15 protein-coding genes, 5 tRNA genes and 2 pseudogenes are annotated in these 26,557 nt (G+C 69.1%); 13 read left to right on the top strand and 9 right to left on the bottom strand.

The genetic code is table 11. The annotated features are described in order from the left end of the window. Position 1 precedes the first annotated feature (1 nt). The 3 genes and pseudogenes from ABZ848_RS24555 to ABZ848_RS24545 all read right to left on the bottom strand — a co-directional run bounded on the left by ABZ848_RS24555 (position 2) and on the right by ABZ848_RS24545 (position 6,515). Complete coding sequence (locus ABZ848_RS24555) at positions 2-5,287, bottom strand: RHS repeat-associated core domain-containing protein (protein WP_360835134.1); 5,286 nt, start codon at positions 5,285-5,287, stop codon at positions 2-4. A gap of 549 nt (positions 5,288-5,836) precedes the next feature. Continuing rightward, positions 5,837-6,252 (bottom strand): annotated as a pseudogene (locus ABZ848_RS24550) (GNAT family N-acetyltransferase); the annotation flags it as partial. A gap of 104 nt (positions 6,253-6,356) precedes the next feature. Next, positions 6,357-6,515 carry a hypothetical protein gene (locus ABZ848_RS24545; RefSeq protein WP_360835132.1) on the bottom strand — a complete coding sequence of 53 codons (159 nt, stop codon included), beginning with the start codon at positions 6,513-6,515 and terminating at the stop codon, positions 6,357-6,359. A 321-nt stretch (positions 6,516-6,836) separates the two neighbouring features. Here ABZ848_RS24545 and ABZ848_RS24540 point away from each other — a divergent pair, with 321 nt between their 5' ends. From ABZ848_RS24540 to ABZ848_RS24530, 3 genes are all read left to right on the top strand, one after another. Continuing rightward, the gene (locus ABZ848_RS24540; protein WP_360835130.1) at positions 6,837-7,025 is read left to right on the top strand and encodes a hypothetical protein; all 189 of its coding nucleotides are present in this window, start codon (positions 6,837-6,839) and stop codon (positions 7,023-7,025) included. A gap of 87 nt (positions 7,026-7,112) precedes the next feature. Beyond that, positions 7,113-7,784 (top strand): hypothetical protein, encoded by a 672-nt coding sequence (locus tag ABZ848_RS24535; RefSeq protein WP_360835128.1) that lies wholly within the window; start codon positions 7,113-7,115, stop codon positions 7,782-7,784. Positions 7,785-8,105: 321 nt separating this feature from the next. Then, positions 8,106-8,300 (top strand): hypothetical protein, encoded by a 195-nt coding sequence (locus ABZ848_RS24530; protein ID WP_360835126.1) that lies wholly within the window; start codon positions 8,106-8,108, stop codon positions 8,298-8,300. A gap of 129 nt (positions 8,301-8,429) precedes the next feature. Here the strand turns inward: ABZ848_RS24530 and ABZ848_RS24525 are convergent. The 6 genes and pseudogenes from ABZ848_RS24525 to ABZ848_RS24500 all read right to left on the bottom strand — a co-directional run bounded on the left by ABZ848_RS24525 (position 8,430) and on the right by ABZ848_RS24500 (position 16,781). Beyond that, positions 8,430-8,502 (bottom strand) — tRNA-Lys (locus ABZ848_RS24525). Between the two features lie 195 nt (positions 8,503-8,697). Continuing rightward, positions 8,698-10,230 (bottom strand): annotated as a pseudogene (locus ABZ848_RS24520) (amino acid permease); the annotation flags it as partial. A 48-nt stretch (positions 10,231-10,278) separates the two neighbouring features. After that, positions 10,279-13,062, bottom strand: a complete 2,784-nt coding sequence (locus ABZ848_RS24515) for a VCBS repeat-containing protein (RefSeq protein WP_360835124.1) — start codon at positions 13,060-13,062, stop codon at positions 10,279-10,281. A gap of 160 nt (positions 13,063-13,222) precedes the next feature. Next, positions 13,223-15,409: a DEAD/DEAH box helicase gene (locus ABZ848_RS24510; protein ID WP_360835122.1), complete on the bottom strand. Its 2,187-nt coding sequence runs from the start codon at positions 15,407-15,409 to the stop codon at positions 13,223-13,225. A 358-nt stretch (positions 15,410-15,767) separates the two neighbouring features. Further along, the gene (locus ABZ848_RS24505; protein ID WP_360835120.1) at positions 15,768-16,283 is read right to left on the bottom strand and encodes a hypothetical protein; all 516 of its coding nucleotides are present in this window, start codon (positions 16,281-16,283) and stop codon (positions 15,768-15,770) included. A 93-nt stretch (positions 16,284-16,376) separates the two neighbouring features. Next, positions 16,377-16,781, bottom strand: a complete 405-nt coding sequence (locus ABZ848_RS24500; protein WP_360835118.1) for a hypothetical protein — start codon at positions 16,779-16,781, stop codon at positions 16,377-16,379. Positions 16,782-16,885: 104 nt separating this feature from the next. Here ABZ848_RS24500 and ABZ848_RS24495 point away from each other — a divergent pair, with 104 nt between their 5' ends. From ABZ848_RS24495 to ABZ848_RS24450, 10 genes are all read left to right on the top strand, one after another. After that, complete coding sequence (locus ABZ848_RS24495; RefSeq protein ID WP_360835116.1) at positions 16,886-17,236, top strand: metallopeptidase family protein; 351 nt, start codon at positions 16,886-16,888, stop codon at positions 17,234-17,236. A 50-nt stretch (positions 17,237-17,286) separates the two neighbouring features. Continuing rightward, positions 17,287-18,876 carry a metallophosphoesterase gene (locus ABZ848_RS24490; protein WP_360835114.1) on the top strand — a complete coding sequence of 530 codons (1,590 nt, stop codon included), beginning with the start codon at positions 17,287-17,289 and terminating at the stop codon, positions 18,874-18,876. A gap of 80 nt (positions 18,877-18,956) precedes the next feature. Next, a tRNA-Glu gene (locus ABZ848_RS24485) sits at positions 18,957-19,029 on the top strand. Between the two features lie 41 nt (positions 19,030-19,070). Further along, positions 19,071-19,145, top strand: a tRNA-Asp gene (locus ABZ848_RS24480). Positions 19,146-19,169: 24 nt separating this feature from the next. Further along, positions 19,170-19,243: transfer RNA gene (locus tag ABZ848_RS24475), tRNA-Phe, on the top strand. 71 nt (positions 19,244-19,314) lie between these two features. After that, on the top strand, positions 19,315-20,943 hold the full coding sequence (locus ABZ848_RS24470) for a hypothetical protein (RefSeq protein WP_360835112.1): 1,629 nt from the start codon (positions 19,315-19,317) through the stop codon (positions 20,941-20,943). A gap of 43 nt (positions 20,944-20,986) precedes the next feature. Then, complete coding sequence (locus tag ABZ848_RS24465) at positions 20,987-21,316, top strand: hypothetical protein (RefSeq protein WP_360835110.1); 330 nt, start codon at positions 20,987-20,989, stop codon at positions 21,314-21,316. Between the two features lie 58 nt (positions 21,317-21,374). Then, the gene (gene hrpA, locus ABZ848_RS24460; RefSeq protein ID WP_360835108.1) at positions 21,375-25,382 is read left to right on the top strand and encodes an ATP-dependent RNA helicase HrpA; all 4,008 of its coding nucleotides are present in this window, start codon (positions 21,375-21,377) and stop codon (positions 25,380-25,382) included. A gap of 94 nt (positions 25,383-25,476) precedes the next feature. After that, positions 25,477-25,551, top strand: a tRNA-Asp gene (locus ABZ848_RS24455). Between the two features lie 587 nt (positions 25,552-26,138). Next, on the top strand, positions 26,139-26,330 hold the full coding sequence (locus ABZ848_RS24450) for a DUF6274 family protein (RefSeq protein WP_360835106.1): 192 nt from the start codon (positions 26,139-26,141) through the stop codon (positions 26,328-26,330). Positions 26,331-26,557 lie beyond the last annotated feature (227 nt).

Genomic DNA, 26,557 nt, shown 5'->3' with positions numbered 1-26,557 from the left:
CTTACCCCGTTGCCCTGAGGCCGGTGAGACTCTCCAGCAAGTCGAGAATCGGCTGGCGGTACTCGTCCGGCGCCTCAAGCTGTTCATGATTGAACAGATTGACGCCCGTTGATTTCCAGGTCACCTTGAGTCCGTCTGCTGTGATGATGGCGGTGAATGCAACGGTGTCGTCGGCCCGCCCGAAGCTTTCACGGTTGATGATGTTGTGTCCGCCGTTGCGAACGACTAGAGCGGGCGGGACAACACCGCTTAGCCGAGCTTCAAGTTTACCGGTCGAAGGGCTGTAAATTCCGCTGAACGCTTCACCCAAATCCCTGGCCCCTACAGACGCCGCGTTTTGTTGAAGTGACTGCTCAGTGCTGATGATGCGATTCCCGGCGGGCGTCGTCCCTTCGACCATGGCGCGGGGCTCACCCAGCCCACCGCGGCCAAGTCCGCTGAAGGCGCCGCCGAGTGCTCCGAGGAGCAGGTCGCCGGGGGTGGTGGGTTCGCAGAGGGCGTTGTCGAAGGCCCATGTGTAGGCGGCGCCCACGCCCGCGTTGACGGCAGCCGAGGTCGCTGTGGCGGCCGTGCTGCCTTCTTCCAGGCCAAGGAGTTCGGCGGCCCCCGCGCCGGTCGCGGGCATCAGCAGTCCGGCGCCGAAGCCGTAGAGGGCGCCCTTGGCGGCGGAGGTACCGAGGCCGCTCCAGCTGAAGTCGTTCGGGTGGCTGATGGAGTAGCTGATGCCGCCGAAGACTCCGCCGATGATGCCGCCGACGGCTGCGCTGACGCATTCGGGGCAGGCGCCGGAGGGGTCGGTGAGGGTGGTCGGGTCGTCGTCGGTGTAGGCGTAGGGCGACGTGGCGGGTTCGGTGAGGGAGGCGGGGGCGGGGTCGGTGCTGGTGAAGCGACCGGCGCTCGGGTCGTAGGTGCGGGCGCGGAGTTGGTAGCCGAGGGCGGTGCCGGCGGGGTCCTGGTACTGGCCGGTGTAGGCGAAGGGGTTGGCGGGCGCGCCGGTGACCAGCGCGGTGGCCGTGGTGTTGCCGTACGCGTCGTAGCTGTACTTGGTCTGGTCGACTCCGGCCGAATTGGTGAGGTCGGTGATGGAGCCGGACAGGGCGTGGTGGTCGTAGTAGGTACCGGCGGTGGTGCGCAGGGTCTGGGGCTCGCCGAGGGGGTCGTAGCGGTAGTCGCCGATCAGGGTGCCGGAGCCGTTGGTCTCGTCGGCGATCTGGGACAGCGGGTTGTTGACGTCCCAGTAGGTGGTGCGGGAGAGCGTGCCGTTGGTCTTGGTGGTGGTGCGGTTGCCCGTCGCGTCGTAGGTGTAGGCGTATGTGGTGGAGCCGACGGTGGCGCCGGAGAGTTCGCCTGCGGCGTCGTACTTGTAGGTGGTGGTGCCCGCGGCGGTCTGGTCGCCGTCGGCGTCGTGGGTGTAGGCGGTGGTGGTCGATCCGGTGACGGCCTTGGTCAGTTCGTCGGCCGCGTCGTAGGTGTAGTTCGTGGTGGCCGTGGCGGTCGCCTTGGTGAGGCGGTTGCCGGCCTTGTCGTAGGTGTAGGTGATCTTCGAGGAGCCGGTGGGGCAGCCGGTGGAGCCGGAGGGGGCGGTGCATTCGGACAGCAGGCGGCCGTTGGGGTCGTAGGTATAGCTGGTCGGTGATTGTGCAGTGCCGGCGCGCGTGGAGGTGACGGTGGAGGGGGAGCCGTTCGCGTCACGCGTGGCGGACCAACTGGCCAGGGTGGTGGTGGAGTTGGCGGAGGCAATGGTGGCGAGGCGGCCGGCGCCGTCGTATGTGCGGGTCTCCGTGTAGCCGTTGGTGGTGGGGAGCGTGGTGGTGGTGAGGTTGCCGGCGGCGTCGTAGGCGTACTTGGTGCTGGCCGAGTTGGCGGTCTGGGCGGTGACCTCGTCGTCGGAGTTGTAGGTGAAGGTCGCCTGGTAGCCGTCCGGGTATGTGCGGGCCGTGACGTCGTTGTCGGCGTCGTAGGTGTAGGTGAACGGCGTACTGCTGCCGGGAGCGGAGAGGGTCAGCAGGCGGCCCGCGGTGTCGTAGGTGGCGGTACGGCTCCCGGTGGCATCCGTGAGGCCCGTGACCTCACCGGCCGCGTCATAGGTGTAGGAGACCGCGGCGGTGCCGTCGCTGTAGGTGCGGCCGGTCGGCAGGCCGCGGCCGTCGTACGCGGTGGTGATCGTCTGGCCGCGGGCGTTGGTCGTGACCGTCGGGTCGCCGTCGGGGTCGTAGGCGTAGGAGACGGCCCGGCCGAGGGGGTCGGTCGTCTTGGTGAGGCGGTGGTCGGTGTCGTAGGCGTACGCGGTCGTCCGGTTGTTGGCGTCGGTGCGGCCGGTGATGTCGCCGACGGCGTTGTAGGTGTACGTCGTCACGCCGGTGTCAGGTGCCGTGACGGTGGTGAGGTGGTCGTCGGCGTCGTAGGCGTAGGTGGTGGAGTTGCCGCGGCCGTCTGTGGTGGAGGCGACGTTGCCGTCCGCGTCGTAGGAGCGGTGGGTGGCGGCCCCGGTGGGGTCGGTGACGGTGACCGGGTTACCGTCGGCGTCGTAGGCGTAGGACCAGGTGTAGGCGGCGGCGTTGGCGCCGGTGACATTGCCGCGCGGGTCGGTGGCCGTGATCCGGCGGCCGTCGTCGTCCACCGTGTAGGACGTCTTCTCACCCGAGGGTGAGGTGACGGACGTCAGATCATGGTCGGCGTCGTAGGCGTACGCGGTGGAGTAGAAGCGCCCGTCGGTGACCTGAGTGATGTGGTTGGTCTTGTCGTAGGTCCAACTGACGCTCTGGCTCAGCGGATTGGTCACCTTGGTGGTGTTGTCGTCCGCGTCATAGGTGTACGTGGTCGCCCTGCCGAGCGGATCGGTGACCTTCACCGGCCGGTGATCGGCGTCGTAGGCGGTGGCCGTGGTCGCGCCGGCAGGATCGGTGACGGTGAGCCGGTTCCCGGCACTGTCGTAGCCGTAACTCCACGTGTACTTGGCCGGGGTGGCACCGGAGGCGTTGCCGCGCGGAGTGATCGTGGTCAGCAGCCGGCCGGCTTTGTCGTAGCCGTAGCTCGTGACGGCGCCGAGCGGATCCGTGACGGAGGCGACCAGGCCAGCCGTGTTGTAGGAGCGGGTGGTGCTCCCGCCGTTCGCGTCCTTGACGGAGGTCAGGCGGTTCGACGCATCGTAGGCATAGGTCGTGGCCGCGCCGAGTGGGTCGGTCACCGAGGTCAGGTTGCGCGCCGCGTCATAGGTGTACGACGTCTTCTTGCCGCGTGGGTCGGTGACGGAGGTGATGTCGTCCGTGGCGTCGTAGACGTAAGTGGTCGTGTTGCCCAGCGGGTCCTTGCTGGTCAGCCGCCTGCCAGCGGTGTCATAGGTGTAGGTGGTCTTCTCGCTCAGCGGCGAGGTGACCGAGATGAGGTTCCCGGCGGTGTCATAGCCGTACGACGTCGTCTTGCCCCGCGCCGTCGTCAGCGACGACGTGAGGCCAGCCGTCGTGTACGTCAGGTTGGTCACGCCGCCCGCGGGATCGGTGATCGACGTCAGTCGCCCCGCGGAGTCGTAGCCGTACGTCGTCTTGTCCGAGCGCCCGTCGGTGTAGGTGGCGACGTTGCCGGAGCTGTAGGTCCATCGCTCGGTGGCGACCGGCGTGACATGGGTGAGCAGGTGGCCCGAGGTGTCGTAGGTGTCGGTGGTGTGGGCCCCCAGCGGGTCGAGGACGGAGGTGCGGTTGCCGTAGCCGTCGTAGCCGTAGTAGGTCCGGTTGCCGAACGGGTCGTAACGGGCCGTCAGCAGGCCGCCGGCGTACAGATCGCTCCACACGCCGCCGTCCGGGGCGGTGATGTCGGTCTCCCCGCTGGTGTACGCGAACGTGCTCTTCCCGCCGGCCGCGTCGGTCTGCGTGACGACGCGTCCGGAGGAGTCGTAGTCGTTACCGACCACGTCGTGGCCGCGCGGGTCGTTGATCTTCGAGAGCCGGCCCGCGGTGTCGTACGTGTAGGTGGTGACACCGCCGTCGAGGCCGGTCACCGTCGTCAACCGGCCTGCGGAGTAGGCGTAGTTGACGTGCCGACCGTCGGCCAGGGTCACGCTGCTGAGCGTGCCGCCGCTGTACGACAGGCTCACCGCCCGCCCGGCGGCATCGGTCACCGTGACCGGCTGAGTCCCCGCGTAAGTGAACGTCAGCCCCTGGCCGGAACGGTCCTTCCTGCTGGTGAGCAGCCCCGCCGCGCTGAAGGTCAGCACCTGGCCGTCCACCGTGGTCAGGGTGTAGCCCCCACTGGAGACCGCCGCGAGGGTCGAGCGGGCCAGAACCGGTGCGGTGAAGGTGCCGGTAGAGGTCTTGGTGTAGGTGAAGGTGGAGCCGTTCTCGTCGCGGAGCGTGACGTCACCGTTAGCGGCCACCGAGAGGGAAGTCTCCCAGGGCAGCGTCCAGCCGGTACCCAGGGCGCCTGGCGTGGTGTCGTTGGAGGAGTAGTCGCGCGACAGCATGAACGGCACACCGGCACCGGCCACGGTCGCGTCCGTGAACGCCTCGGAGAACGCGCCGGTCGCCGTGTTGACCGGGTCGCAGTCCAGCGCCTGCGGCCGAGCAGCCCCGGAGGCCGTGCCGCCGCAGCGGCCCCCGTAGGTCTGGGCGGCCTGCAGGCTGGAGAAGGTGTGCGCGTTCACGGCGGTCCCGCCGGCCGTGCCGCCGGCGTCCGTGACCGTTCCGACCACGTCCAGGCTGAGGTAGGTGGATCCGCCGGTGGGGCAGGTCGCGGGCACCGTGTACGTAGCGGACACGCGCGGTGGGGCCGGTGTGGGGCCGCCGTTGCTGGTGTTCAGTTGTGTGAACGACGAGTGCGCGGTTACGACCTGACCGGTGTCGATGGTGACGTTCGCGCCGCAGCCGGAGAGTTCCCAGGTGACGTGGACCGTGGCCGTCACATCCAGATACGTTCCGCTGGTCGAGTCGTAGTCGTCGGCCGAGTCCCAGATGTCCGCGGCCAGCGTCAGCGTCTCGCCCGGGACGACCGCACCCGTGTTGAACGCACCCGGGGAGACCTCCGTGTTGGCCCAGGACCTTGGATCGCCGCCCGGCCCCGACATGACGACGTTGTCAGGAACGCCCCATACGCTCGTGTCGGCAGCCGCATCGGCTCCCGCAGCGACAGACGTCGACGTCCCATCGCGCTCCGGGGCCGCCGTCCGCGCCTTGTCGATCGCCTTGTGCAGGGCGGACGAGGTCGGACGAGAGCCACGCTTGGACACGACCGAGGCGGCACTCGAACCGGAGGCGCGGTCCCGCTCGACCTGTGTGCGGCGCTGGGCGAGCGTCATCGCGTGCTGCGAATCGACGGGCCTTGGTTTCGTGCCAGCCGCAAAACCGCTGCCCACGGCGGGCGTAGCCATCGCCGCGCCAGGAATGGCTGAGGTGAGACCGGCGAGGAGGACGAGCCCCACCCCGGCTCTGAGCACTCTGAATCGACGTACGTTCATGACACAGCCCCCTTGGCACGAAACCTCGTGACACCGCGACATTCAGCCGGTCATGAACATGCCGCCCCGAAAGGGTTTACCACGCACCCATTCACGGTCAACGCCTGGATTTCCCGACAAAGATGATCTTGACCCTAATTCGCCAAGTAATCGAGCGGTACGCAAAGCGATGATCTGCCCTCTTGATTCCAGCGCACCCCATGCGACGAAACGGGCTCTCTTTGCGTTGGACTTACGACCTTGACCACTGGTTGACTCTGGCATTTTGCAGTCGCGACACAGCCAAGAAGTGCGCTTGACCAGATGGGGCGAGCGCCACTTCGACTTGGCGGTCTGCTTGCCTGAAAGCCGCCACAAAGCCTGTGTGTGAGCTGTTCGTAGGCGATGACGTACCGGTGAGGCCGGTGACGGCGGACTCTGCCCGATGTCCTCGTACCCCCACGGCTTGTAGAGCTCGTGAACCTTTCCGTCCCCGGCGGCCGGGTTGACCATGAGAGTGACGTACCGCTCGTTGCGCGTGGCGAGAAGGGCATCGTGGATGCGGCGGGCGGTGCGGGTCTTCCGCCAGGTCGGCCGGCCGATCTCCTTCAGGGCCACGGCCGGACGCTCATCTCGGCCGGCGCCGGGCTGGTGCGCTGCCAGTAGCGGTCGCCGCGCTCGATGGTGTTGCCGTAGACGTAGCCGACCGGATGTCCGTCCGCGTACGCGAGGACGGCGGTGAATCCCGGCTCGGTGCCGTGCCGGTCCAGGCGTTCGCCGAACGCGGTGACGGCAATGACCGTACAGAGGCGGGGTCTCCAGCGAATCGCCCTCCACGCATGGCTTCGCGCTGGCCGCCTACCGTCTTGGCCATTGATGAGTTGAGGACGTCGACTCGGCCCGAGCGGGGTCTTCACGGCTGAGGCCTTTCTCATGGCTGGACTCCGGCCTGGTATCGCGGCACCACCCGGATGGCGCGGCGGCCGAAGTCGGACGCGCAGCCGAACATCCGGCCGACGGAGTTGATCGTGCACTCGCTGGCCGCGCCATGGGCGGCGAAGCGCACCTTCGAGCACTGACGCGACTCCACCAACCTTCCGTCGCACTTCGGGCTCGGCCACGAGGGCAGCCTCGCCCAGTTCGTCGGCCCGAGGGCCGCACCGACGCCAACCGGCACGCCGACGGAGCGAGCGCTATGCCTATCGAGCGACAGCAGGTCGAGCAGCCTTCGATGTCCACTCATCGCTGGTGAGTAGAGAAGAATAGGAGTATCTTTTGGTACCAGAGAGGGCGTGAGCAGAGTATGAGGATCACTGAAGAATCCCGGAGTCGGACAACCCGGACGACAGCACCGTTGAAAGTCGATGCGGCCATAGACGAGCTGATCGCGGACGGCGCCCACTTTCTGGGCATGACAAAAAAGGACCTGGTCGCTGAGGCCGTCCGAACCTACTTGGAGATCCGCCGTGAGGAGGTTCGGGCCAACATGCTGGAGAAGATGCGCAAGCTGGACGGGTCCGTGGAATCGAGCGTCTCGCTGCTCACCGGACTGTCACCCGAGCGGATCAAGGAACTCGGCGGAGTGGGCGAGGACGACTGATCCGTGCGGCCCGCTCGCCCCACCCTCCGTGCACTCCGGGAGGACTTGAAACTTCCGCTACCGTCAGCCCGGGAGCCGCTCGATGAATTGGATCATCCGATCTTGGCAAAGGCCCGGGAGTGCTTTGCCGACGACGAGGCCGGACATGAGCGGATCCGCTCGGTCGATGATGAGGTGCTCTTCAAAGTCAAGGTCCAACGCTGGCGCGGAGCGGTCTGGACCGACGAGGACCTGCCCTGGCTCATCGCCGCCGGGCAACGCGAGGACGGGTCACCAGACGACTTCTACTCAGCCCTGGAGACGAACGCGAGGGCTGCACGAGCCCGCTATAACGCCGACAACCGTCAGCCCCTGAGCACCAAAACGTACGTCGGGCATCTCCTCCCTGACCAGAACGACCGTGACCGCTACCAACTCGAAGCCGGTACCCGGCTCGTCCGTCATCTCGCTGCGGCTGTCCGGGAGCTGGCTCGTGGATCACTGCACGACGGGCATGAGCACGCCGCCGACTTTCCCGCCTTCCGCCTCGGCATCCTCGTACGCGCCGACGACGGCCATGAGACCTATGCTGCGGTGCGCATCACCGGCTCCGTCCCCGACGATCTCATCGCGGTCATCCTGCGGCATGTCCCCGGCTGCGATCCCACCCTCTGGTACCCCGAGTACGCACTCCCCAGCCGCCCCCTTCTTCCCGCCGAGCAAGCCTGGTCGACCCTCATGGATCCGAAGGCCGCGGCCAAACTCCTGAACGAGGAATGAGCCGGGATCAGGATCCCCGCTCCACGCCGGCCCAGGGCCAATGACTACCGGAACAAGGACCCGCTCATGCCGGATCACGGCAACTCGTCCCGGACAGTAACTGTCCCCACGTGCGACCACGGGACTGTCACCGTCTGGGAACCCGACTGGTGCGCAGGAAGCGAGCAAGAGCATCAGCCTGGCGGCTACCGCTGCGACATCACGCACACAAGCTCTGACTACGAATTCACAACCTCAACCAGCCGTGGCACAGCGGTAGTTCTGCGTGCATGCTTCGAACAGCGGCCGTTCACCACGCGCTCACCCGGTCACGTCCCCTTCGTGAACGTCGAGATGGACGGCGACTGGCATCCACATGGTTCCGACGACTTGCGTCGTCTCTCGGACAGCCTCACGGCACACGCGGATCGGCTCCGGGACCTTGCCGACCACCTCGACGGTCTCACCAACGCCTTCGATGCCAAACAGGGGGGCACGCCTGCGGCGGCAAACCCCGAGAAAGGGCGTGACGGCTGAACAAGCCAGACTGCCTCTCGGCACCCCCGCTCACGCAGACAGCATCCACACATGGTGTGGCCCCGGCCAGGAGGACTGGGCGGGGCCACGAAACCGCTGGTCAGAGCCACGAAACGGCTCTGACCTCCGTAGGCCCTGTGGGACTCGAACCCACAACCAATGGATTAAAAGTCCACTGCTCTGCCAATTGAGCTAAGGGCCCAGGCGATGTTGCCTCCCCGAGCATAGCCGGACCCGGCCGTGTCTCCGATCGGGTATCGGGGACACGGCCGTGCCGAGGCCGGGTGGCGCGTCGGGAGTGTCAGGGATCGACCTCTTCCGGCCCCCCTCCGAGGCCCCCGACGCCCCCGACGCCCCCGACACTCCCCGAGATCTTGGTCGTCGCCGTCGGGCCCGCCGCCCGGGCCGCCTCCCGCGCCCGTGTCCGCTCGTGCTCCGGGTTCAGGAACCACTCCCGGGCCGACGCGAACCACCACGCCGCCGCGAAGCCCAGGACCACCAGGACCGCGATCGGGGCGTAGTTGAAGCTCTCCCAGGTGACCGGGGACAGCTGCGGCAGCATGAACAGGACCGTGATCACCCCGACCCACACCACCGAGACGATCCCGATCAGACGCGACCAGCGGCCCAGATGCCACGGCCCCCGCTCGAACGCCTCGCCCTTGGCCAGCCGCAGCAGCGTCGGGATGACGTACGCGATGTACAGCCCGATCACCGCGACGGACGTCACCGCCGCGTAGGCCGTGTAGTTGATGAGGTACGGGAGCCCCAGCAGCAGCGCGCCCACCGCCGCCAGCCACACCGCCGCCACCGGCGTCCGGGTGCGCGGGCTGACCGTGTGCCAGATGTTGGAGAAGGGCAGCGCGCCGTCGCGCGAGAAGGCGTAGATCATGCGGCTGTTGGCCGTCACCGAGGCCATCCCGCAGAACAGCTGCGCCCCGATGACGACCAGGAGGAGCAGCTTGCCGGCCGTGGCGCCCAGCGCGTCGAGCAGGATCTGGGCCGGCGGTGCGCCGGTCGGCGACGCGAGCTCCTTGTCGTAGTTCTGGATCGCGAAGGTGAAGCCCAGGAGGAGTACGAAGCCCGCTATCCACGACGTCCAGATCGACCGGACGATTCCCTTCGGGCCCGCCGTCGACGCGTCGTGCGTCTCCTCCGTCATATGGGCCGAGGCGTCGTAACCGGTGAAGGTGTACTGCGCCATCAGCAGGCCCAGCAGGACGACGTACACCCCGCTGCCCCAGCCCGTGTTGTTCACGAACTTCGTGAAGACGAAGGACGCCGACTGGTGGTGGTCCGGTACGAAGGCCAGCGCGCCGACGATCACGCCGACGCCCAGCACGTGCCACCACACGCTGATGTCGTTGAGGAGGGCGACGATCTTCACGCCGAAGGTGTTGAGCAGGCCGTGCAGGACGAGGATCCCGGCGAAGAGCAGGACCGTCCGGCCCTTCGTCACCTCGAAGTCGAACTGGAGGTTCAGGTACGCACCGAGGAAGGACGCGGCGCCGAAGTCGATGCCCGCGGTCACCGCGATCTGCCCGAGCACGTTGAACCAGCCCGTGAACCACGCCCACGCGGCGGCGGTACGGGGCGGCGCGAGCCGGTACGCCCAGAAGTACAGGCCCGCCGACGTCGGGTACGCCGAACAGATCTCGGCCATCGACAGGCCGACGAACAGGGTCATCAGGCCTACGGCGACCCAGCCCCACGTGATCACCGACGGGCCGCCGGTGTTCATGCCGAACAGATAGAGCGTGAGGCAGCCCGACAGGACCGAGATGATCGTGAAGGAGACCGCGTAGTTGGAGAACGCCGACATGCGGCGGGCAAGGACCTGCGTGTAGCCGAGCTGGGCAAGCCGTTCTTCGTCGGACAGTCCCGAGGGGGAAGGGCCCGACTGCCCGCTCGCTATGGCGTCATCTGTCATGCCCCCAGCGATTCCCTCGCCAGGGGCGTGACATGCATCACAACATGGCTAAAAAATGCCCTTGTAGCCCTGCCAGCCGCTCCCGATCAGCACCCGCCCGCCGAAGGAACCATTGCCCTTCCCGCCGTACCGGTAAAGGTGCCCGGCGGTGTCCCGTACGACCAGGTCGTTCTTCCCGTCACCGGTGATGTCTCCGACGCCGACGACCGTGTTGTACGTCGATCCCCAGCCTCCGAATACCTTTGCGCGGGCTGTCGAAATTCCGCCCCTCACCCCGTTGTAGCGCCAGAGCGTGCCCGACTTGTCGCGGGCGAGGACGTCCCCGATGCCGTCTCCGTTCAGATCCCCGGCACCGACGATCTTCGTGAAGCCGCCCCAAGCCGACCGGATCCGCTTCCCGGCCGCCAGCGTCCCGTCGCTCTTCGCCGCGAAGAGGTACACGTCCCCGGTCGAAGCCTTCCGCGCCAGCAGATCCGCACGCCCGTCACCGGTCAGATCACCGGGCGAGGTGAGGACGTTGTAGCCGTTCCAGCCACCGCCGAGCTTCGTGTACGGCATCGCGGGCGTCGGCGCCTTCCCGCACGGCACCTTGTAGCCCCGCAGCGAGCCGTCCGTCATCCGCACCAGCACGTCGTCGCAGCGATCCCCGTTCAGGTCCCCGAACGGCACCGCCACCACCTTGGCCGACCATCCGACACCGGAGACCTTCCCCGCGAAGGCGCCCTTGCCGTCGCCCTGTTGGAAGGTGAGCGTGCCGGAGGAGTTGAGGGTGAGCAGGTCGGCGAGGCCGTCCCGGCCGACATGGTCGCGGCGCACGGGCGCGGCGAGGGTGCCGGCGGTGAGGATGTGGATGCGTTCCACCGAATCCGCGTACGCCAGCCGGTTCCCGTTCGCCTCCAGCGTCCAGCGGACGCCCCGGTCGGAGCTGAGACGTCCGTCCAGGTTCCCCGCCGCGGGCAGGTCCGCCACGTCCGCGGAGACCGCCTTGCCGGAAGTGACGTCCGTGCGGACCAGCTTGGCGCGGAGGATGTCGTGCCGGATCAGGAAGCCGTCGGCCAGCAGCGCGGCGCCGGTCGGCACGGCCACCGAACGGCCCCGGGAGCGGTCGAAGACGCCGGCCTTCCCCTGCGCCGTACAGGCCCAGTAGACGAAGCGGCCGACGGCCTGCACCTCGTCGGGTGCGCAGCCCGAACCGACGTTGACGTCCACGGCCGGGTTGCCCGAGCCGAGCCGGGTCAGGGTCAGGTGGCCGGGAGTCGAGGCGGTGGTCCACAGCTGGCCGCCCCACAGCGCGCCCGCCGTCGCCGTGCGCGTGGCGAGCACCTTCATGTGCGCCCAGTCGAAGACGTACAGCTTGGTGCCGTCGGCCGCGAGCGTGTTCATGCCGTCCGTGGCCACCACCTGGGTGTCCCCGTCGCCGATGGTCGCCGTGTCGGTCAGACCGTCGGGCCGGCGTCGGTGGATCGAACCGCTCGTGCTTCCCGGGTCGTCGTCGTAGACGACGGAGCCGTCCGTGAGCCCCTGGAACCGCAGGCAGGCCGCACTGGCGTTGCAGGGCTTGGCCCGGCCGCCGTCCGACCGCACCGGGCCGACCTCGGGCGGCGAACCCGCCGACACCGTGCGGGTGTTCCACATCACCTGGTACGACGAGGACGTGCTGGTCTGGTCGGTGTAGGTGAGCGTGCCGGCCGCGAGCGCCAGCCCGTCGACGGCCGCCGGCACCGGCGGCAGGTCGAGGATCTTCGTGACCGTGGGCCCGGCTCCCGGCGACGACTGCGTCACCCGCTGCACGCCCCAGTCCGCGGGCCCCGAGCCGCCCGTGACGATGGCCGACCCGTCCGGCGCCTGCGTCAGCGAGATCTCCGCCTGCGGGAGCAGCTGCTGCCACTCGCCACCGCTGAGCGGCTTCGTCAGCAGCGCACGGGTGTGGTCCTCGACGGAGACGAGGTGGTCCCCGACGACGGTGAGCGCGGTCTTTCCTGCCGTGATGGGCACCGGGATGTCGACGGCCGCTCCCTGCGGGTCGTCCCGGCGCACCAGCCGGGCGCCCAGGTTGGGCAGCCAGTAACCCACGTAGTCGTGGGTGAGCAGCGGCTTCCAGGACAGGTTCGGCTTGTACGGCGTGAAGAGCGGGGTGACGGTGGCGTCGTGCAGGTCGACGACGGCGAGCTGGTCGAGGAGGACCTCCGGATCGTCGGCCGAGGGCACGAGGTAGTGCAGCACCAGCGAACGGGCGTCCCGCACCACCGGCCCCTGGATCCGCACGCCCGCGGGGAACCCGCTCACCACCGTGTCGGAGGTCCCGCCGCCGGCCGCGGGCCTGAGCACGTGCAGCGCGGTCATGTCCTGGGGGCCCGCGCCCTCGTAGGCCACGACGGCGACGCCCGCCACCCCCAGCGAGTACAGGTTGTCCGGCACGGTGACCGTGCCACGGTCCGCGCCGGTCGCGATGTCACGGAACCGGACGGTGTCCGGGGTCCGCCCCAGCACCTCGTACGCCGTGTCGGACTGGGCCAGACCGAGGCGCCCCTGGATGCCGTCCCAGCGCGAGAAGTCGGTGAGGTCCCGCGACTGCCCGGTCGCGTAGTCCGTCCACTGCTGATGCTCCACGCCCTCGGGCTGCGACAGCAGTCCCGTGTCGCCGTATCCCTCAAGTCCCGCGTAACGCGGGACGGTTCGGACCCCGGCGGGCAGTACGGTCTCCCCCGGCGCGGCGGCCGGTGCCGCCCCCGCCGAGCCGACGACCCCCGGCGACCCCACGGCGAGCACGAGGACGGCGACCGACGCCACGCCCCCGAGCAACCGCCGCCGTACGAACGTGCGGCCCTTCAACGGAACCCCCCGGCCCCTCGACCCTGCGCCTATGTCCACAGCCGCGCCTGTGTGTGAAATGTGCATGCCCTGAGCGGGCGGGGGGAGAGTACCAGCGCCAGGTGTACACGAAGGGCCCGTACGACCATGTCGTACGGGCCCTTCGTCAGCTCACTCCGCGTCAGCCGTTGCGCTTCCAGCGGGGCTTGTCGTCGCGGCGCCCGAAGGACGAGCCGCCGCCGGTGCCGCGGTGGTCGTCACGGCGGCCGTAGGGACGCTCGTGGCCGCCGGAGCGGAAGCCCGGACGGTCGTCGCGGCGGTCGCGGTTGAAGGGACGGTCGCTGCCACGGTGACCGCCACGCTCGTCCCGGCGCTCGAAGGAACGCCCGGCCGGACGGTCGTCGCGACGGAACCCGCCGCGGTCGTTGTCCCGACGCTCGAAGGAACGGCCGCCACGGTCGTCACGGTCACGGTTGAAGGAACGGCCACCCCGGTCGTCCCGACGGTCGTCCCGGCGGAACCCGCCACGGTCGTTGTCCCGACGCTCGAAGGAACGGCCGCCACGGTCGTCACGGTCGCGGTTGAAGCCACCGCGGTCGTCACGACGGTCGTCGCGGTTGAAGGAACGGCCACCGCGGTCGTCCCGACGGTCGTCGCGACGGAAGCCGCCACGGTCGTTGTCCCGACGCTCGAAGGAACGGCCGCCACGGTCGTCACGGTCACGGTTGAAGGAACGGCCACCGCGGTCGTCCCGACGGTCGTCCCGGCGGAAGCCGCCACGGTCGTTGTCCCGACGCTCACGACGCTCGTACGGCGCCGGGGCCTCGGCCCTGTCGACCTCCTGGGCGACCGGCTGCTCGGGCACGGACACCTCGGCCGCCTCGACGGCAGCCTCGGCCACCGCAGCCTGCGCCTCGGCCACCGCGGTCGAGCCCTCAAATGTCGCGGTCTCGCCACGCTCGCGGGCGACCCGCGCCACCAGCCGGTCCGCCTCCTCGCGCAGCTCGGTCGCGCGCCGCTGCGCCCGCTCCAGCTGCTTGGCGAGCTGGGCGACCTCGCGCTCGGCCTGCTGCGCCGCGTTGGCCGCGGACTCGGACTGGACCTCGGTCATCGAACGGGCGCCGGTGATCTCGGCGACCTCGGGGTCGAAGGCCGTACCGGAGTTGATGATGTGCCGCCCGGCGTCGACGCCCGCGTCCTCCATCAGCCGGAAGATCTGGCGCCGCTGGTGCGGCAGCGACAGGGATACGACCGTGCCGGTGCGGCCCGCGCGGGCGGTACGGCCGGCGCGGTGCAGGTAGTCCTTGTGGTCGCCGGCCGGGTCCACGTTCAGGACCAGGTCGATGCCGTCGACGTGGATACCGCGGGCGGCGACGTCGGTGGCGACGAGGACGTTGACGTACCCGTCCTTGAAGTCGGCCAGCGTCCGCGTCCGCGCGCCCTGCGTCATACCGCCGTGCAGCGCGTCGGCCTTCACACCGGCGTCGCGCAGCTGCTCGGCGACGCGGTCGGCGCCGAGCTGGGTGCGGACGAAGATGATGGTGCGGCCCTTGCGGGAGGCGATGGCCGCGGTGACCGGCGCCTTGTCCTTGGGCTTCACGATCAGGATGTGGTGCGACATGGTCGTGACGGCACCCTGGGCGGCGTCGACCTCGTGCGAGACCGGGTTGTTGAGGTACCGGTCGACGAGGGTCTTGATCTCGTTCTCCATGGTCGCGGAGAAGAGCATGCGCTGGCCGCCGGCCGGGACCTGGTCGAGCAGCTCGGTGACCTCGGGCAGGAAGCCCAGGTCGGACATCTGGTCGGCCTCGTCGAGGACGGCGATCTGGACGTCCTCGAGGGAGCAGGCGCCGCGGTTGATGATGTCGCGGAGACGGCCGGGGGTGGCGACGAGGATGTCGACGCCGCGCTCCAGCGCGTAGATCTGGTTGCCCATGGACGTACCGCCGCAGACGACCTTCATCTTCAGGCCGAGGACGTCGCCGTAGGGCTGGAGGGCGTCCGCCACCTGCATGGCGAGCTCACGGGTCGGCGTGAGGATGACGGCGCGCGGCTTGTGCTTCGCGGTGTGCCCGCCGGCGAGCGTCGCCAGCGTCGGCAGACCGAAGGAGAGGGTCTTGCCGGAGCCGGTGCGGCCACGGCCGAGGATGTCCTTGCCGGCCAGGGCGTCCGGGATGGTCGCGGCCTGGATCGGGAAGGGGGTGGTCACGCCGTTCTGCGCGAGCTTGCGCACGACGCCCTCGGGGAGACCGAGGTCGGCGAAGGTGACCGAGGGGGTCTCCTCGACCGTCTCGGTGAGGACCTCTTCGACCGTGTCGTTCTCGCCGTTCTCGGGCACGACGACGTGATCAGTACTGGAAATGGACATGCGTAAGCGAAACCTTCCGGAGTCTCGTCGGCACGCGCCCGTCAACTCCGTGATTCGCAATACGACCGCCTCTATGCGGTCAGCCACGGCAAGGGAGAGAACGCGCCACACGGCGCTCTCTGCAATGGCGCCGGGCAATGGGATCAAACGATCTACCACCATACGCACCCCCCACCCCCAAAGGCAAACCAGCTCCCCCCGGTGTAGGCAAGGTCACTCACCTCCGCGGCTCGCTGCACGACTCCGCCTTCGCGCAAGCCCAACCGCTTACTCCACGCCGCTTTCTGCCTTCCGCCGCAACGGCGCCCAGCCACGACGCCGCATCCCGGCGGTGCCGAACTCCCCGCACCCCCAACGCCTACACCGGCGCCCCAGCCGTCGGCGCCGGCTCCCGCTCCGCCAGTTGCGGTGCCGTCTCCCCGTGCGCCGAAGACGACGGCTCGGCGGACGGCGTCGGCTCCTGCGTAGCAGTCGGCGGCGGATCACTCGGCGTCGGCTGCGGATCGGCCGTCCGCGTAGGCGTAGGCGCCGCCTTGGTCGGCGTAGCGGCCCCCGGCTTCCCGCTCACGTCCGGCTTCCCCTTCACCGGCGCGGACGCGCTCGCGTCGGCGGACGGCGACGCGGACGGCGAGGCCGACTCCGTCGCCTCCCCCTTGCCCTTCTTCCCACCGTGCTTGCCGTCGGCGGCCACCCCGAACCCCCCGCCGGACACCGCCGACCCCCCGTCCGGCGCCTCACCACCCCGCTGCCCCGCCGAATGCGAGGGCTTCGCGCCCCCGCCTCCCCCGTCGTCACCCACGCTCATACAGCCGGCGGCAGCGGCGACGGCCATGACCGTGGCGGCCAGTCGGACGGGTACGTACTTCGGGCGCACGGGAAGCCACCTCCGAGGGCGGGAAAGAAGTCAACCTCCTCAACTCCCGCCGCCCGCAAGAGGACACGCACCCGCCGTCCGCACCCGGCACGATCAAGCCGCGGTCCGCCCGCCACCCCACGTCACCGAAGCGATCACATTGGAGACCACGGTCGTCACGACAAGGCTTCCGACCATGACCATCCCGACACCGACCGCGTAAAGCCCGCCGGCGTCGTCCGACCAGTCGTAATAGGCAGCGACCGTGAGACCCGCCGTCGTACCGAGCACCGCGCCCGCGACCTGGCGCCGGGCAGCCGCCCAGCACACCGCCGCCAGCAGCGTCAGTACAAGACCGACCACCTGCCACGCCTCGTACGGCCCAGTCGTCGTACCGTCGGCATGCACATCACGCCGCTGGTCCCAGCCCAGCCACGCGGCCCACGCCCCCAGCGACACCGCGGCCGGCAGCAGGGCCGGTCCCAGCAGGCGAACACGTACGAAAAGTCCTTGGCTCATGAGCCCAGCCTCGCCACCCGCCCGGCCCACGCCCAGAGCGCACGTACTCATCCCCTCCCGAGTACATGGGCCCACCCGAGCGCCTCGTCCCTGACAATGGCTCTGTGCTGGAGATGACACGCGAATCGTTCGAGGAACTCGTCAGCCAGGCCCTGGACCGGATCCCGCCGGAGCTGACCCGGGTCATGGACAACGTCGCCGTGTTCGTGGAGGACGAACCCCCAGCCGACGACCCCGAGCTGCTGGGCCTGTACGAGGGCACGCCCCTCACCGACCGCGGCGAGTGGTACGCGGGCGTCCTGCCCGACCGCATCTCCATCTACATGGGCCCGACCCTGCGCTCCTGCGAAACCGCCGAGGACGTCGTCCACGAGGTGGCCGTGACCGTGATCCACGAGGTCGCCCACCACTTCGGCATCGACGACAAACGCCTCCACGAACTCGGCTGGGGCTGACCCCGGCCGTCCGGCGCATACCCGCCCCCGCACTTGGGCATACGGGACCAATGGCCCGCGTACCCGCCATCGCCGTGACCGCCCTGAACCGGATACGAAGGACCCCGCACCTCCTCACCCGCCGCCACCGCACCCGCCGCCCGGGCCCGGCCCTCGAACTCGCCGCCCGCCCCAACCCCTGGGCCCGCGGCCTGGGCCTGGTCGCGGTCGTGCTGCTCGGCGCCTGGCTGGGCCTGCTGGCCGTCGGCAACGTCCGTGTCCCCGTCGGCCCGATGAACACGACGATGACCCTGCGCCCCTCCCTCACCGGCGGCACGAAGATCAACATCTCCCCGCTGGGCGCGCTGGAGCTGAACAGCCACCACGGGCCGGTCCGCCTGGACGTCAACGTCGACCAGCTCGACCCCGAGCGCGCCTCGGCCCTGGTCGACCACCCCGAACGCCTCTCCGGCCTCCAGGACGAGGTCGCCCACGACGTCGAACACGGCACCCTCGACCTCGCCCTGCGCTCCGGCATCGCGGTCGTCTCCGGCGCCACCGCCCTCGGTCTCGCCGTCTACCGCCGCCCCCGCCGCGCCCTCGCCGCCGGCGGCACCGCCCTCGCCCTCCTCGCGGCCTCCGGCGCGACGGCGTACGCGACCTGGAACCCGAACTCCGTACTCGAACCGAAGTACTCGGGGCTCCTGTCCTCGGCCCCGTCCCTGGTGGGCAACGCGCGCAACATCGTCACCGAGTTCGACGTCTACCAGAAGGAGCTGGCGCGCCTGGTGACGAACGTGACGAAGCTGTACGACGTCACGTCCACGCTCCCCGCCTACCAGCCGGACCCCACGACCGTCCGCGTCCTGCACGTCTCGGACATCCACCTCAACCCGGCGAGCTGGAAGATCATCGCCTCGCTGGTGGACCAGTACAAGGTGAACGTGATCGTCGACACCGGCGACACGATGGACCACGGCACGGCGGCCGAGAACGGCTTCCTGGACCCGATCGCCGACCTCGGGGCGCCGTATGTCTGGGTCCGCGGCAACCACGACTCGGCCACCACCCAGCGCTACCTCTCCCGCATGAAGAACGTCCACGTCCTCGACAACGGCCGCGCGGAAACCATCGCCGGCCTGCGCTTCGCCGGCATCGGCGACCCCCAGTTCACCCCCGACCGCTCCAACCCGCCGGGCGCGGACGCCTCCGAGGAACTGGCCGGCGACCGCCTCGCCGCGGCCCTGCGCGACCAGCGGACCGCGGGCACGCCGGTGGACGTGGCCATGGCCCACGAGCCGTCGGCCGCACGCGAGGTCGACGGCGAGGTACCCCTCGTCCTCTGCGGCCACCTGCACCACGAGGGCGACGAGATCCTGAAGTACGGCACCCGCCTGCGCATGGAGGGCTCGACGGGCGGCAGCGGCCTCCGCGCCCTCGAACACAAGTACCCGGCGCCGATCGAGGCCTCGATCCTGTACTTCGACCGGGACACCAAGCGCCTGCAGGCCTGGGACGCGATCAAACTGGGCGGCCTGGGCGAGACGACGGCCGAGGTCACCCGCCACCTCCCGAAGGAGAACCAGCCGGGAGCGGCCTCCCCCTCCCCGTCCTCCCCGTCCTCGGCCACCCCGTCAGCCCCCACCTCCTCGGGGCCGTAAACCGTTTTGGCGATACCTCCCCCCATCCCATATGCTTCTCACGTCCCCGACGCGCTGAGAAGCGCCCAGGCGGGCCGATAGCCCTCATCGTCTAGCGGCCTAGGACGCCGCCCTTTCAAGGCGGTAGCACGGGTTCGAATCCCGTTGGGGGCACGCAAAACCGTGTGCGACACTGGTGGTCGCCCACACAGCTTGGTCCTGTGGAGCAGTTTGGAGTGCTCGCCACCCTGTCAAGGTGGAGGCCGCGGGTTCAAATCCCGTCAGGACCGCTGAAGCTTCCGCGGAAGCTTCGTGGCTGGGTAGCTCAGTTGGTACGAGCGATCGCCTGAAAAGCGATAGGTCGCCGGTTCGACCCCGGCCCCAGCCACAAGCACGAAACCCCCCTCCCGGACATCCGGAGGGGGGTTTCGTCGTCCACAGGGGACCTGAGGGGGGTTCTTGAGACACATCGCCAGAGGGCTGGTGACGGCCGGGGCCGTGCTGGTCGGCACCCTTGCGCTACCCGGCACCGCCCATGCCGCCGGGCCGAACGTGGAGGACGCGTACAGCGACTCGGCCGACTGGTCGGTCCTCGACGTACGCCTCAACTACAGCGGCGACATCGACAAGGTCACCGCGACGCTCCGCCCGGTCGGCGGCAGCGAGTCGGACCCGCCGGTGGCCACGATCACCGACTTCACGAAGAAGTACTACGTCAGCTCGTGGGAGGGGATCTGGGCCTCCCAGCCCATCCACCTGGACACCCTCGGTGACTACACGGTCGACGTCGAGGCCACCGACAGCAGCGGCGAGACCACCGTCCAGCAGAACGCGGGCACCCTGCACTACCAGAAGCAGCCCGTCATCACCGGCTTCGCCGTCACGCCGACCGAGCCGGACATCGAGCACCGGACGGTCACGGCCACCGGCGACATGGTCGTCCGCGACCCCAGCACCCGCGAGACCGTGCCGCTGCCCGGCGCCACCGTGGACCTCACGTTCGACGAGAACCAGGACACGACCGTCGTCACGGACGAGGCCGGCCACTTCGCCGCCTCCGACGAGACGACGTCGGGCGGCTGGACCTTCGCCCAGTACAACGGCGACCTGGGCTTCGCCACCGTCCCCTGGGTCGACGTCAGGCCGCAGGCCGCGCCGACCCGGTTCGTCCTCGACAAGAGCAGCTTCCACGTCACCGCGGGCGACAAGGTCGACGTCACCGGCACCCTCCAGTACCAGTACGGCGACGAGTGGAAGCCGCTGTCCGGCATCCCGCTGGAGATGGACTACAAGGACTGCACCACCTGCAACCCCGTCGACGCGACGACCGACGCGAACGGCCGCTTCTCCTTGGTGAAGTCCCCCTGGGGCAGCACGAGCGTCTTCGAGGTGGCCTTCCAGCCGTACCCGTACAACCCCTTCATCCAGCGCACCACGACCGCGGACGTCACCGTCGCCGTCACCGCGACGACGAAGTTCTCCGGCTTCACGGCATCCCTGGACAAGTACGCCCAGCTGACCGTGAACGGCACCCTCGACCTGATCGGCCGCGACACCAGTGACCAGGCCAGCGTCGACATCCAGTACTCGGCCGACGGCAAGACCGGCTGGAGCACGAAGAAGACCGTCAAGACCACCTTCGGCTCCCAGTTCACCGTCGAGAAGCTGCCCGGCTACACCGACGGCTACTGGCGCCTGCACTACGGCGGTTCCTCCACCAAGGACATCAAGGGCACCCTCAGCACCGCCCTGCGCCGCAACCGCGCCCTCACCCGGATCAAGGACGCCAACGCGTCCCCCGAGCCGGTGACCAAGGGCCACACGATCACGGTGAAGGGCGTGCTCCAGGAGCTCAAGGTCGGCAGTACGACCTGGAAGGCGTACGGCGGCAAGAAGGTGCAGATCCTCTTCCGGCCCAAGGGCAAGACCACCTGGTACCTGATGACCACCGTCACCACGCAGACCAACGGCTCCTTCGCCAAGGGGTTCAAGGCGACGCAGGACGGCACCTGGGTGCCCGTCTTCCTGTACCCCGACAGCAAGCACTTCGTCGGCGACGGCCGGGAGGACTACGTCGACGTGCGGTGACCGGCTTGGCACCGCGCCCCACCGGGCGCTACCTTCCAGGCCCATGGGGGACACCGAGTTGGAGAAGAGCCGGGCCCGGTACGGGCTGCTGGCCGTGGTGATCAGCAACCTGGCCATCGCCGGGGTCGCGATCTTCGGGGTGTGGCGGCTCGGTGGGGACAGGTCGGTGATCGTCGGCGTCCTCACCGCCGCCTTCACCGCGGTGAGCAGCATGACCACCGCCTACCTGGGCATCAAGGCCGTCTCCAACACCGCGAAGTCGATCGCGCTGGGGGACGGCGTGGCACGGCAGCAGCAGCCGGCACCGGCGCCTGCGGCCACGCCCGCCGCCCCGGCCGCGCCTCCCGCCCAGCGGACCTCCGAGGCGTCCTGAGGCACCCGCCACAAATGGTTCGCCACGGATTTCCCGGGGATGAGATCCTGGATCGCGTATGTCTACGCATCCTGCCCCCGGCACTCCGGCACCTGGCACCCCGGCGCCCGGTTCGCCGGCCCTCGGTGATCTCGCCCCCCGCCTGACCGAGCTCTCCCTGCGCGACGCGCAGCGGCTCGGGCGCAGGCTCGAAGGCGCGCGCAAGATCCGCAAGCCGGAGGCCCGTGCCGCCGTACTCGCCGAGATCGAGGCGGAGATCGGCAAGGCCGAGGAGCGCATCGGCACCCGGCGCGCCCGCGTGCCCGCGGTCACGTATCCCGGGCAGCTCCCGGTCAGCCAGAAGAAGAGCGACATCGCCGACGCGATCCGCGACCACCAGGTCGTGATCGTCGCCGGTGAGACCGGGTCCGGCAAGACCACGCAGATCCCCAAGATCTGTCTGGAGCTCGGCCGTGGCGTGAAGGGCATGATCGGGCACACCCAGCCCCGCCGTATCGCCGCCCGTACCGTCGCCGAGCGTGTCGCCGAGGAGCTGGACACCCCGCTCGGGGAGGCCGTCGGCTGGAAGGTGCGCTTCACCGACCAGGTGAACCAGGACTCCACCTTCATCAAGCTGATGACCGACGGCATCCTGCTCGCCGAGATCCAGACCGACCGCGAGCTGCGCGCCTACGACACGATCATCATCGACGAGGCCCACGAGCGGTCCCTGAACATCGACTTCCTGCTCGGCTACCTGGCGCAGCTGCTGCCGCGCCGGCCCGACCTCAAGGTCGTCATCACCTCCGCGACCATCGACCCGGAGCGTTTCTCCCGGCACTTCGGCGACGCCCCGATCATCGAGGTGAGCGGACGGACGTATCCGGTGGAGGTCCGCTACCGGCCGCTCCTCGAAGAGGACTCGGACGACTCCGACCGCGACCAGATCACCGCGATCTGCGATGCCGTCGAGGAGCTCCAGGGCGAGGGGAAGGGCGACATCCTCGTCTTCCTCTCGGGCGAGCGCGAGATCCGGGACACGGCGGACGCGCTCACGCGCAAGCAGTACCCCCGCGCCGGAGGCGCTAATTGGCAGGGCACCGAGATCCTGCCCCTCTACGCCCGCCTCTCGCACGCCGAGCAGCACCGCGTCTTCCAGCCGCACACCGGGCGCAGGATCGTTCTGGCTACGAACGTCGCCGAGACGTCGCTGACGGTCCCGGGCATCAAGTACGTCATCGATCCCGGCTTCGCCCGCATCAGCCGCTACAGCCACCGCACCAAGGTCCAGCGGCTGCCCATCGAGCCGGTCTCCCAGGCCAGCGCCAACCAGCGCAAGGGCCGCTGCGGCCGTACGTCCGACGGCATCTGCATCCGCCTCTACTCCGAGGACGACTTCCTCGCCCGCCCGGAGTTCACGGACGCGGAGATCCTCCGTACGAACCTCGCGTCCGTCATCCTCCAGATGACCGCGGCCGGCCTCGGCGACATCGAGAAGTTCCCGTTCATCGATCCGCCGGACCACCGCAACATCCGCGACGGTGTCCAACTCCTCCAGGAACTGGGCGCGTTGGACCCGGCCGAGAAGGACGTACGCAAGCGGCTGACGCAGACCGGCCGCAAGCTGGCCCAGCTGCCCGTCGACCCGCGTCTGGCGCGCATGGTCCTGGAGGCCGACAAGAACGGCTGTGTCCGCGAGGTCATGGTCATAGCCGCCGCGCTGTCGATCCAGGACCCGCGCGAGCGCCCGGCGGAGAAGCAGGCGCAGGCCGACCAGCAGCACGCCCGCTTCAAGGACGAGACCAGCGACTTCCTCGCGTATCTGAACCTGTGGCGGTACGTCCGTGAGCAGCAGAAGGAGCGGGGGTCGTCGTCCTTCCGCCGGATGTGCAAGCAGGAGTACCTGAACTTCCTGCGCATCCGCGAATGGCAGGACATCTACACGCAGTTGAGGACCGTCGCCAAGCAGATGGGCATCCATCTGAACGAGGACGACGCACCCGACCAGTCCGTCCACGTCTCCCTCCTCGCCGGCCTGCTCTCGCACATCGGCATGAAGGACGTGAAGGACGGCGCGAAGAACGAGTATCTGGGCGCCCGCAACGCCAAGTTCGCGATCTTCCCCGGCTCGGCGCTCTTCAAGAAGCCGCCGCGGTTCGTGATGTCGGCGGAGCTGGTGGAGACTTCCCGCCTCTGGGCGCGCGTCAACGCGAAGATCGAGCCGGAGTGGGTCGAGCCCCTGGCCGAGCATTTGCTGAAGCGCACGTACTCCGAACCGCACTGGGAGAAGGACCAGGCGGCGGTGATGGCGTACGAGAAGGTCACGCTGTACGGCGTCCCGATCGTCGCCGACCGGAAGGTCAACTACGGCCGCATCGACCCGGAGGTCAGCCGCGAGCTGTTCATCCGCAACGCGCTGGTCGAGGGCGACTGGCGTACGCACCACAAGTTCTTCGCCGACAACCGCAAGCTGCTGAGCGAGGTCGAGGAGCTCGAACACCGCGCCCGGCGCCGGGACATCGTCGTGGACGACGACACGCTCTTCGACTTCTACGACGCCCGGGTGCCCGAACACGTCGTGTCCGGCGCGCACTTCGACTCCTGGTGGAAGCGGAAGCGGCACGAGCAGCCCGAATTCCTGGACTTCGAGCGGGAGATGCTCATCCGGGAGTCGGCGGAGGCGGTCACCAAGGCGGACTATCCGGACAGTTGGCGGCAGGGGCAGCTCAAGTTCCGTGTCACGTACCAGTTCGAGCCGGGCGCGGACGCGGACGGTGTGACGGTGCACATCCCGCTCCAGGTCCTCAACCAGGTCAAGGACGAGGGCTTCGACTGGCAGATCCCGGGCCTGCGGGAGGAGCTGGTGACGGAGCTGATCCGTTCCCTCCCGAAGCCGATCCGCCGCAACTACGTACCGGCGCCGAACTTCGCGAAGAGGTTCCTGGACACGGCTGTCCCGCTGCAGGAGCCCCTGACCACGACCATGGCCCGCGAGCTCAAGCGCATGGTCGGAGTCCCCTTCACCGCCGAGGACTTCGACTGGTCCCGGGTTCCCGAGCATCTGCGCATCACGTTCCGGATCGTGGACGAGCGGCGGCGGAAGCTGGCCGAGGACAAGGACCTGGAGACGCTGCGGCTGCGCCTGAAGCCGAAGGCCCGCCAGGCGCTGTCCCAGGCCGCCGCGGCCACCGCGTCCCGCGAGGGCGGCGAGTCCCTGGAGCGCAAGGGCCTGACGGACTGGACGATCGGCTCCCTGACCCGCGTCTTCGAGACGCGCCGGGCCGGCCAGCCGGTGAAGGCGTACCCGGCGCTGGTGGACGACGGCGACACGGTCTCCGTACGGCTCTTCGACACGGAGGCCGAGCAGGCGGAGGCGATGTGGAAGGGCACGCGCCGGCTGATCCTGCGCAACATCCCGGTGAACCCGGCGAAGTTCGCGTCGGAGAAGCTGACGAACGCCCAGAAGCTCGCGCTGTCCGCCAACCCGCACGGCTCGATCCAGGCCCTGTTCGACGACTGCGCGATGGCGGCGGCGGACAAGCTGATCGGGGACTTCGGGGGGCCGGCGTGGGACGAGGAGTCGTACCGGAAGCTGTACGACAAGGTGCGCGCGGAGATCGTGGACACGACGGTGCGTACGGTGGGGCAGGTGCAGCAGGTGCTGGCGGCCTGGCAGGCCTGTGAGCGGCGCCTGAAGTCCGTGAACAGCCCGGTGCTCCTGGCGAACCTCCAGGACGTACGCAAGCAGCTGGACGCGCTCGTGCGGCCGGGCTTCGTGACGGCGACGGGGATCCGGCGCCTGCCCGACCTGATGCGGTACCTGGTCGCCGCGGACCGGCGTCTCCAGCAGATGCCGACGAGCGTCCAGCGGGACACGACCCGCATGGAAAAGGTCCACGAGATGCAGGACGAGTACGCCTGGCTGCTGGAACAACTCCCCCAGGGCCGCCCGATCCCGTCCTCCGTCACGGACATCCGCTGGATGATCGAGGAGCTCCGGGTCAGCTACTTCGCCCACGCCCTCGGCACCGCGTACCCCGTCTCGGACAAGCGGATCGTGAAGGCGATCGACGCGGCCGCACCGTGACCGACCCCGCACACTGGGTGAGTTCGACTGGTGGGCACACCCTCCTGTACAGTCTCTTCTCGCAGCGCAACGCACCAATCGCACTGCGAAACCTGGTCCTGTGGAGCAGTTTGGAGTGCTCGCCACCCTGTCAAGGTGGAGGCCGCGGGTTCAAATCCCGTCAGGACCGCATGTAGGAGGAAGGCCCGCACCCGGCAAGGGTTTGCGGGCCTTTCTCATGCCATCAACCCTCGCCACCCTGTCAAGGTGGAGGCCGCGCCCGCGGCGGAGCCGCAATCGAACACAGCAAATCCCGTCAGGACCGCAGCAAGCAAGTAGGCCCACATCCCGTCAAAGGATGCGGGCCTTCTTCGTTCCCGCCCCACTCTCTGATCGCCACCCTGTCAAGGTGGAGGCCGCGCCCGCGGCGGAGCCGCAATCGAACACAGCAAATCCCGTCAGGACCGCATGCGTGAGGAAGGCCCGCACCCGGCAAGGGTTGCGGGCCTTCTTCATGTCTCGGTGCCGGGCCGCATCATCCAGCCCGTCTGGGGGTGCCCCCTCCGGGGGAGTTTGAGGACGAGGCCCGTTCAGGGCCGAAGCGGGGGTTTGGGGGCGGCAGCCCCCAGGGCGGTGACCGTGACGCCGGGCGCCGATGCACAGGCGGCCACACGCGCCCCCGGCGACCGGCGGAGCCCCACGCCGTCTTGACGGCTTCTGGCTGCGCCGGTACCCAGAAGACAGGGGCGCTCCCCGTGCGGCCCTTGGAGGTGGCGTATGGCGGCATCGGCCAGGCACGAGACGCGAGCTCTGCTCCGCGCGCATCTGTCGGCCGCGTCGTCCTTCGGGCATCTGACCCGCCACTGCCCGATCTGCCACCACCTGCTGCGGCTGGCGATGGACTCCGCACCAAGAACCGCTCAGGCGCCGGACGAGGTCATGGAGGACGAAAGTCCCGCCGGTGCGTGACCATCGGCGGCGCCCAACCCCCTTCTCCCCGTGGGACGCTGGAAAGCGCGCCTCCTCTATCGCACGCGGACCGACGGTAACAAGGACCCCAGCATGTGACGGGTGTCACCGCATGAGTTTCTGAAACCGCGGTACTTACCCCTCACCTACAACTGGTCAATTTAATATGTGCAATTGCACCACTCCCGGCACCTCACCCCACCGCGTCGAGGCGCCCGCTCCGAGGC

This window comes from Streptomyces sp. NPDC047081 (assembly GCF_040643775.1).
GTDB lineage: Bacteria > Actinomycetota > Actinomycetes > Streptomycetales > Streptomycetaceae > Streptomyces.
Note: the sequence above shows the minus strand (reverse complement) of the source record. Positions and strands in the feature narration are given on the sequence as shown.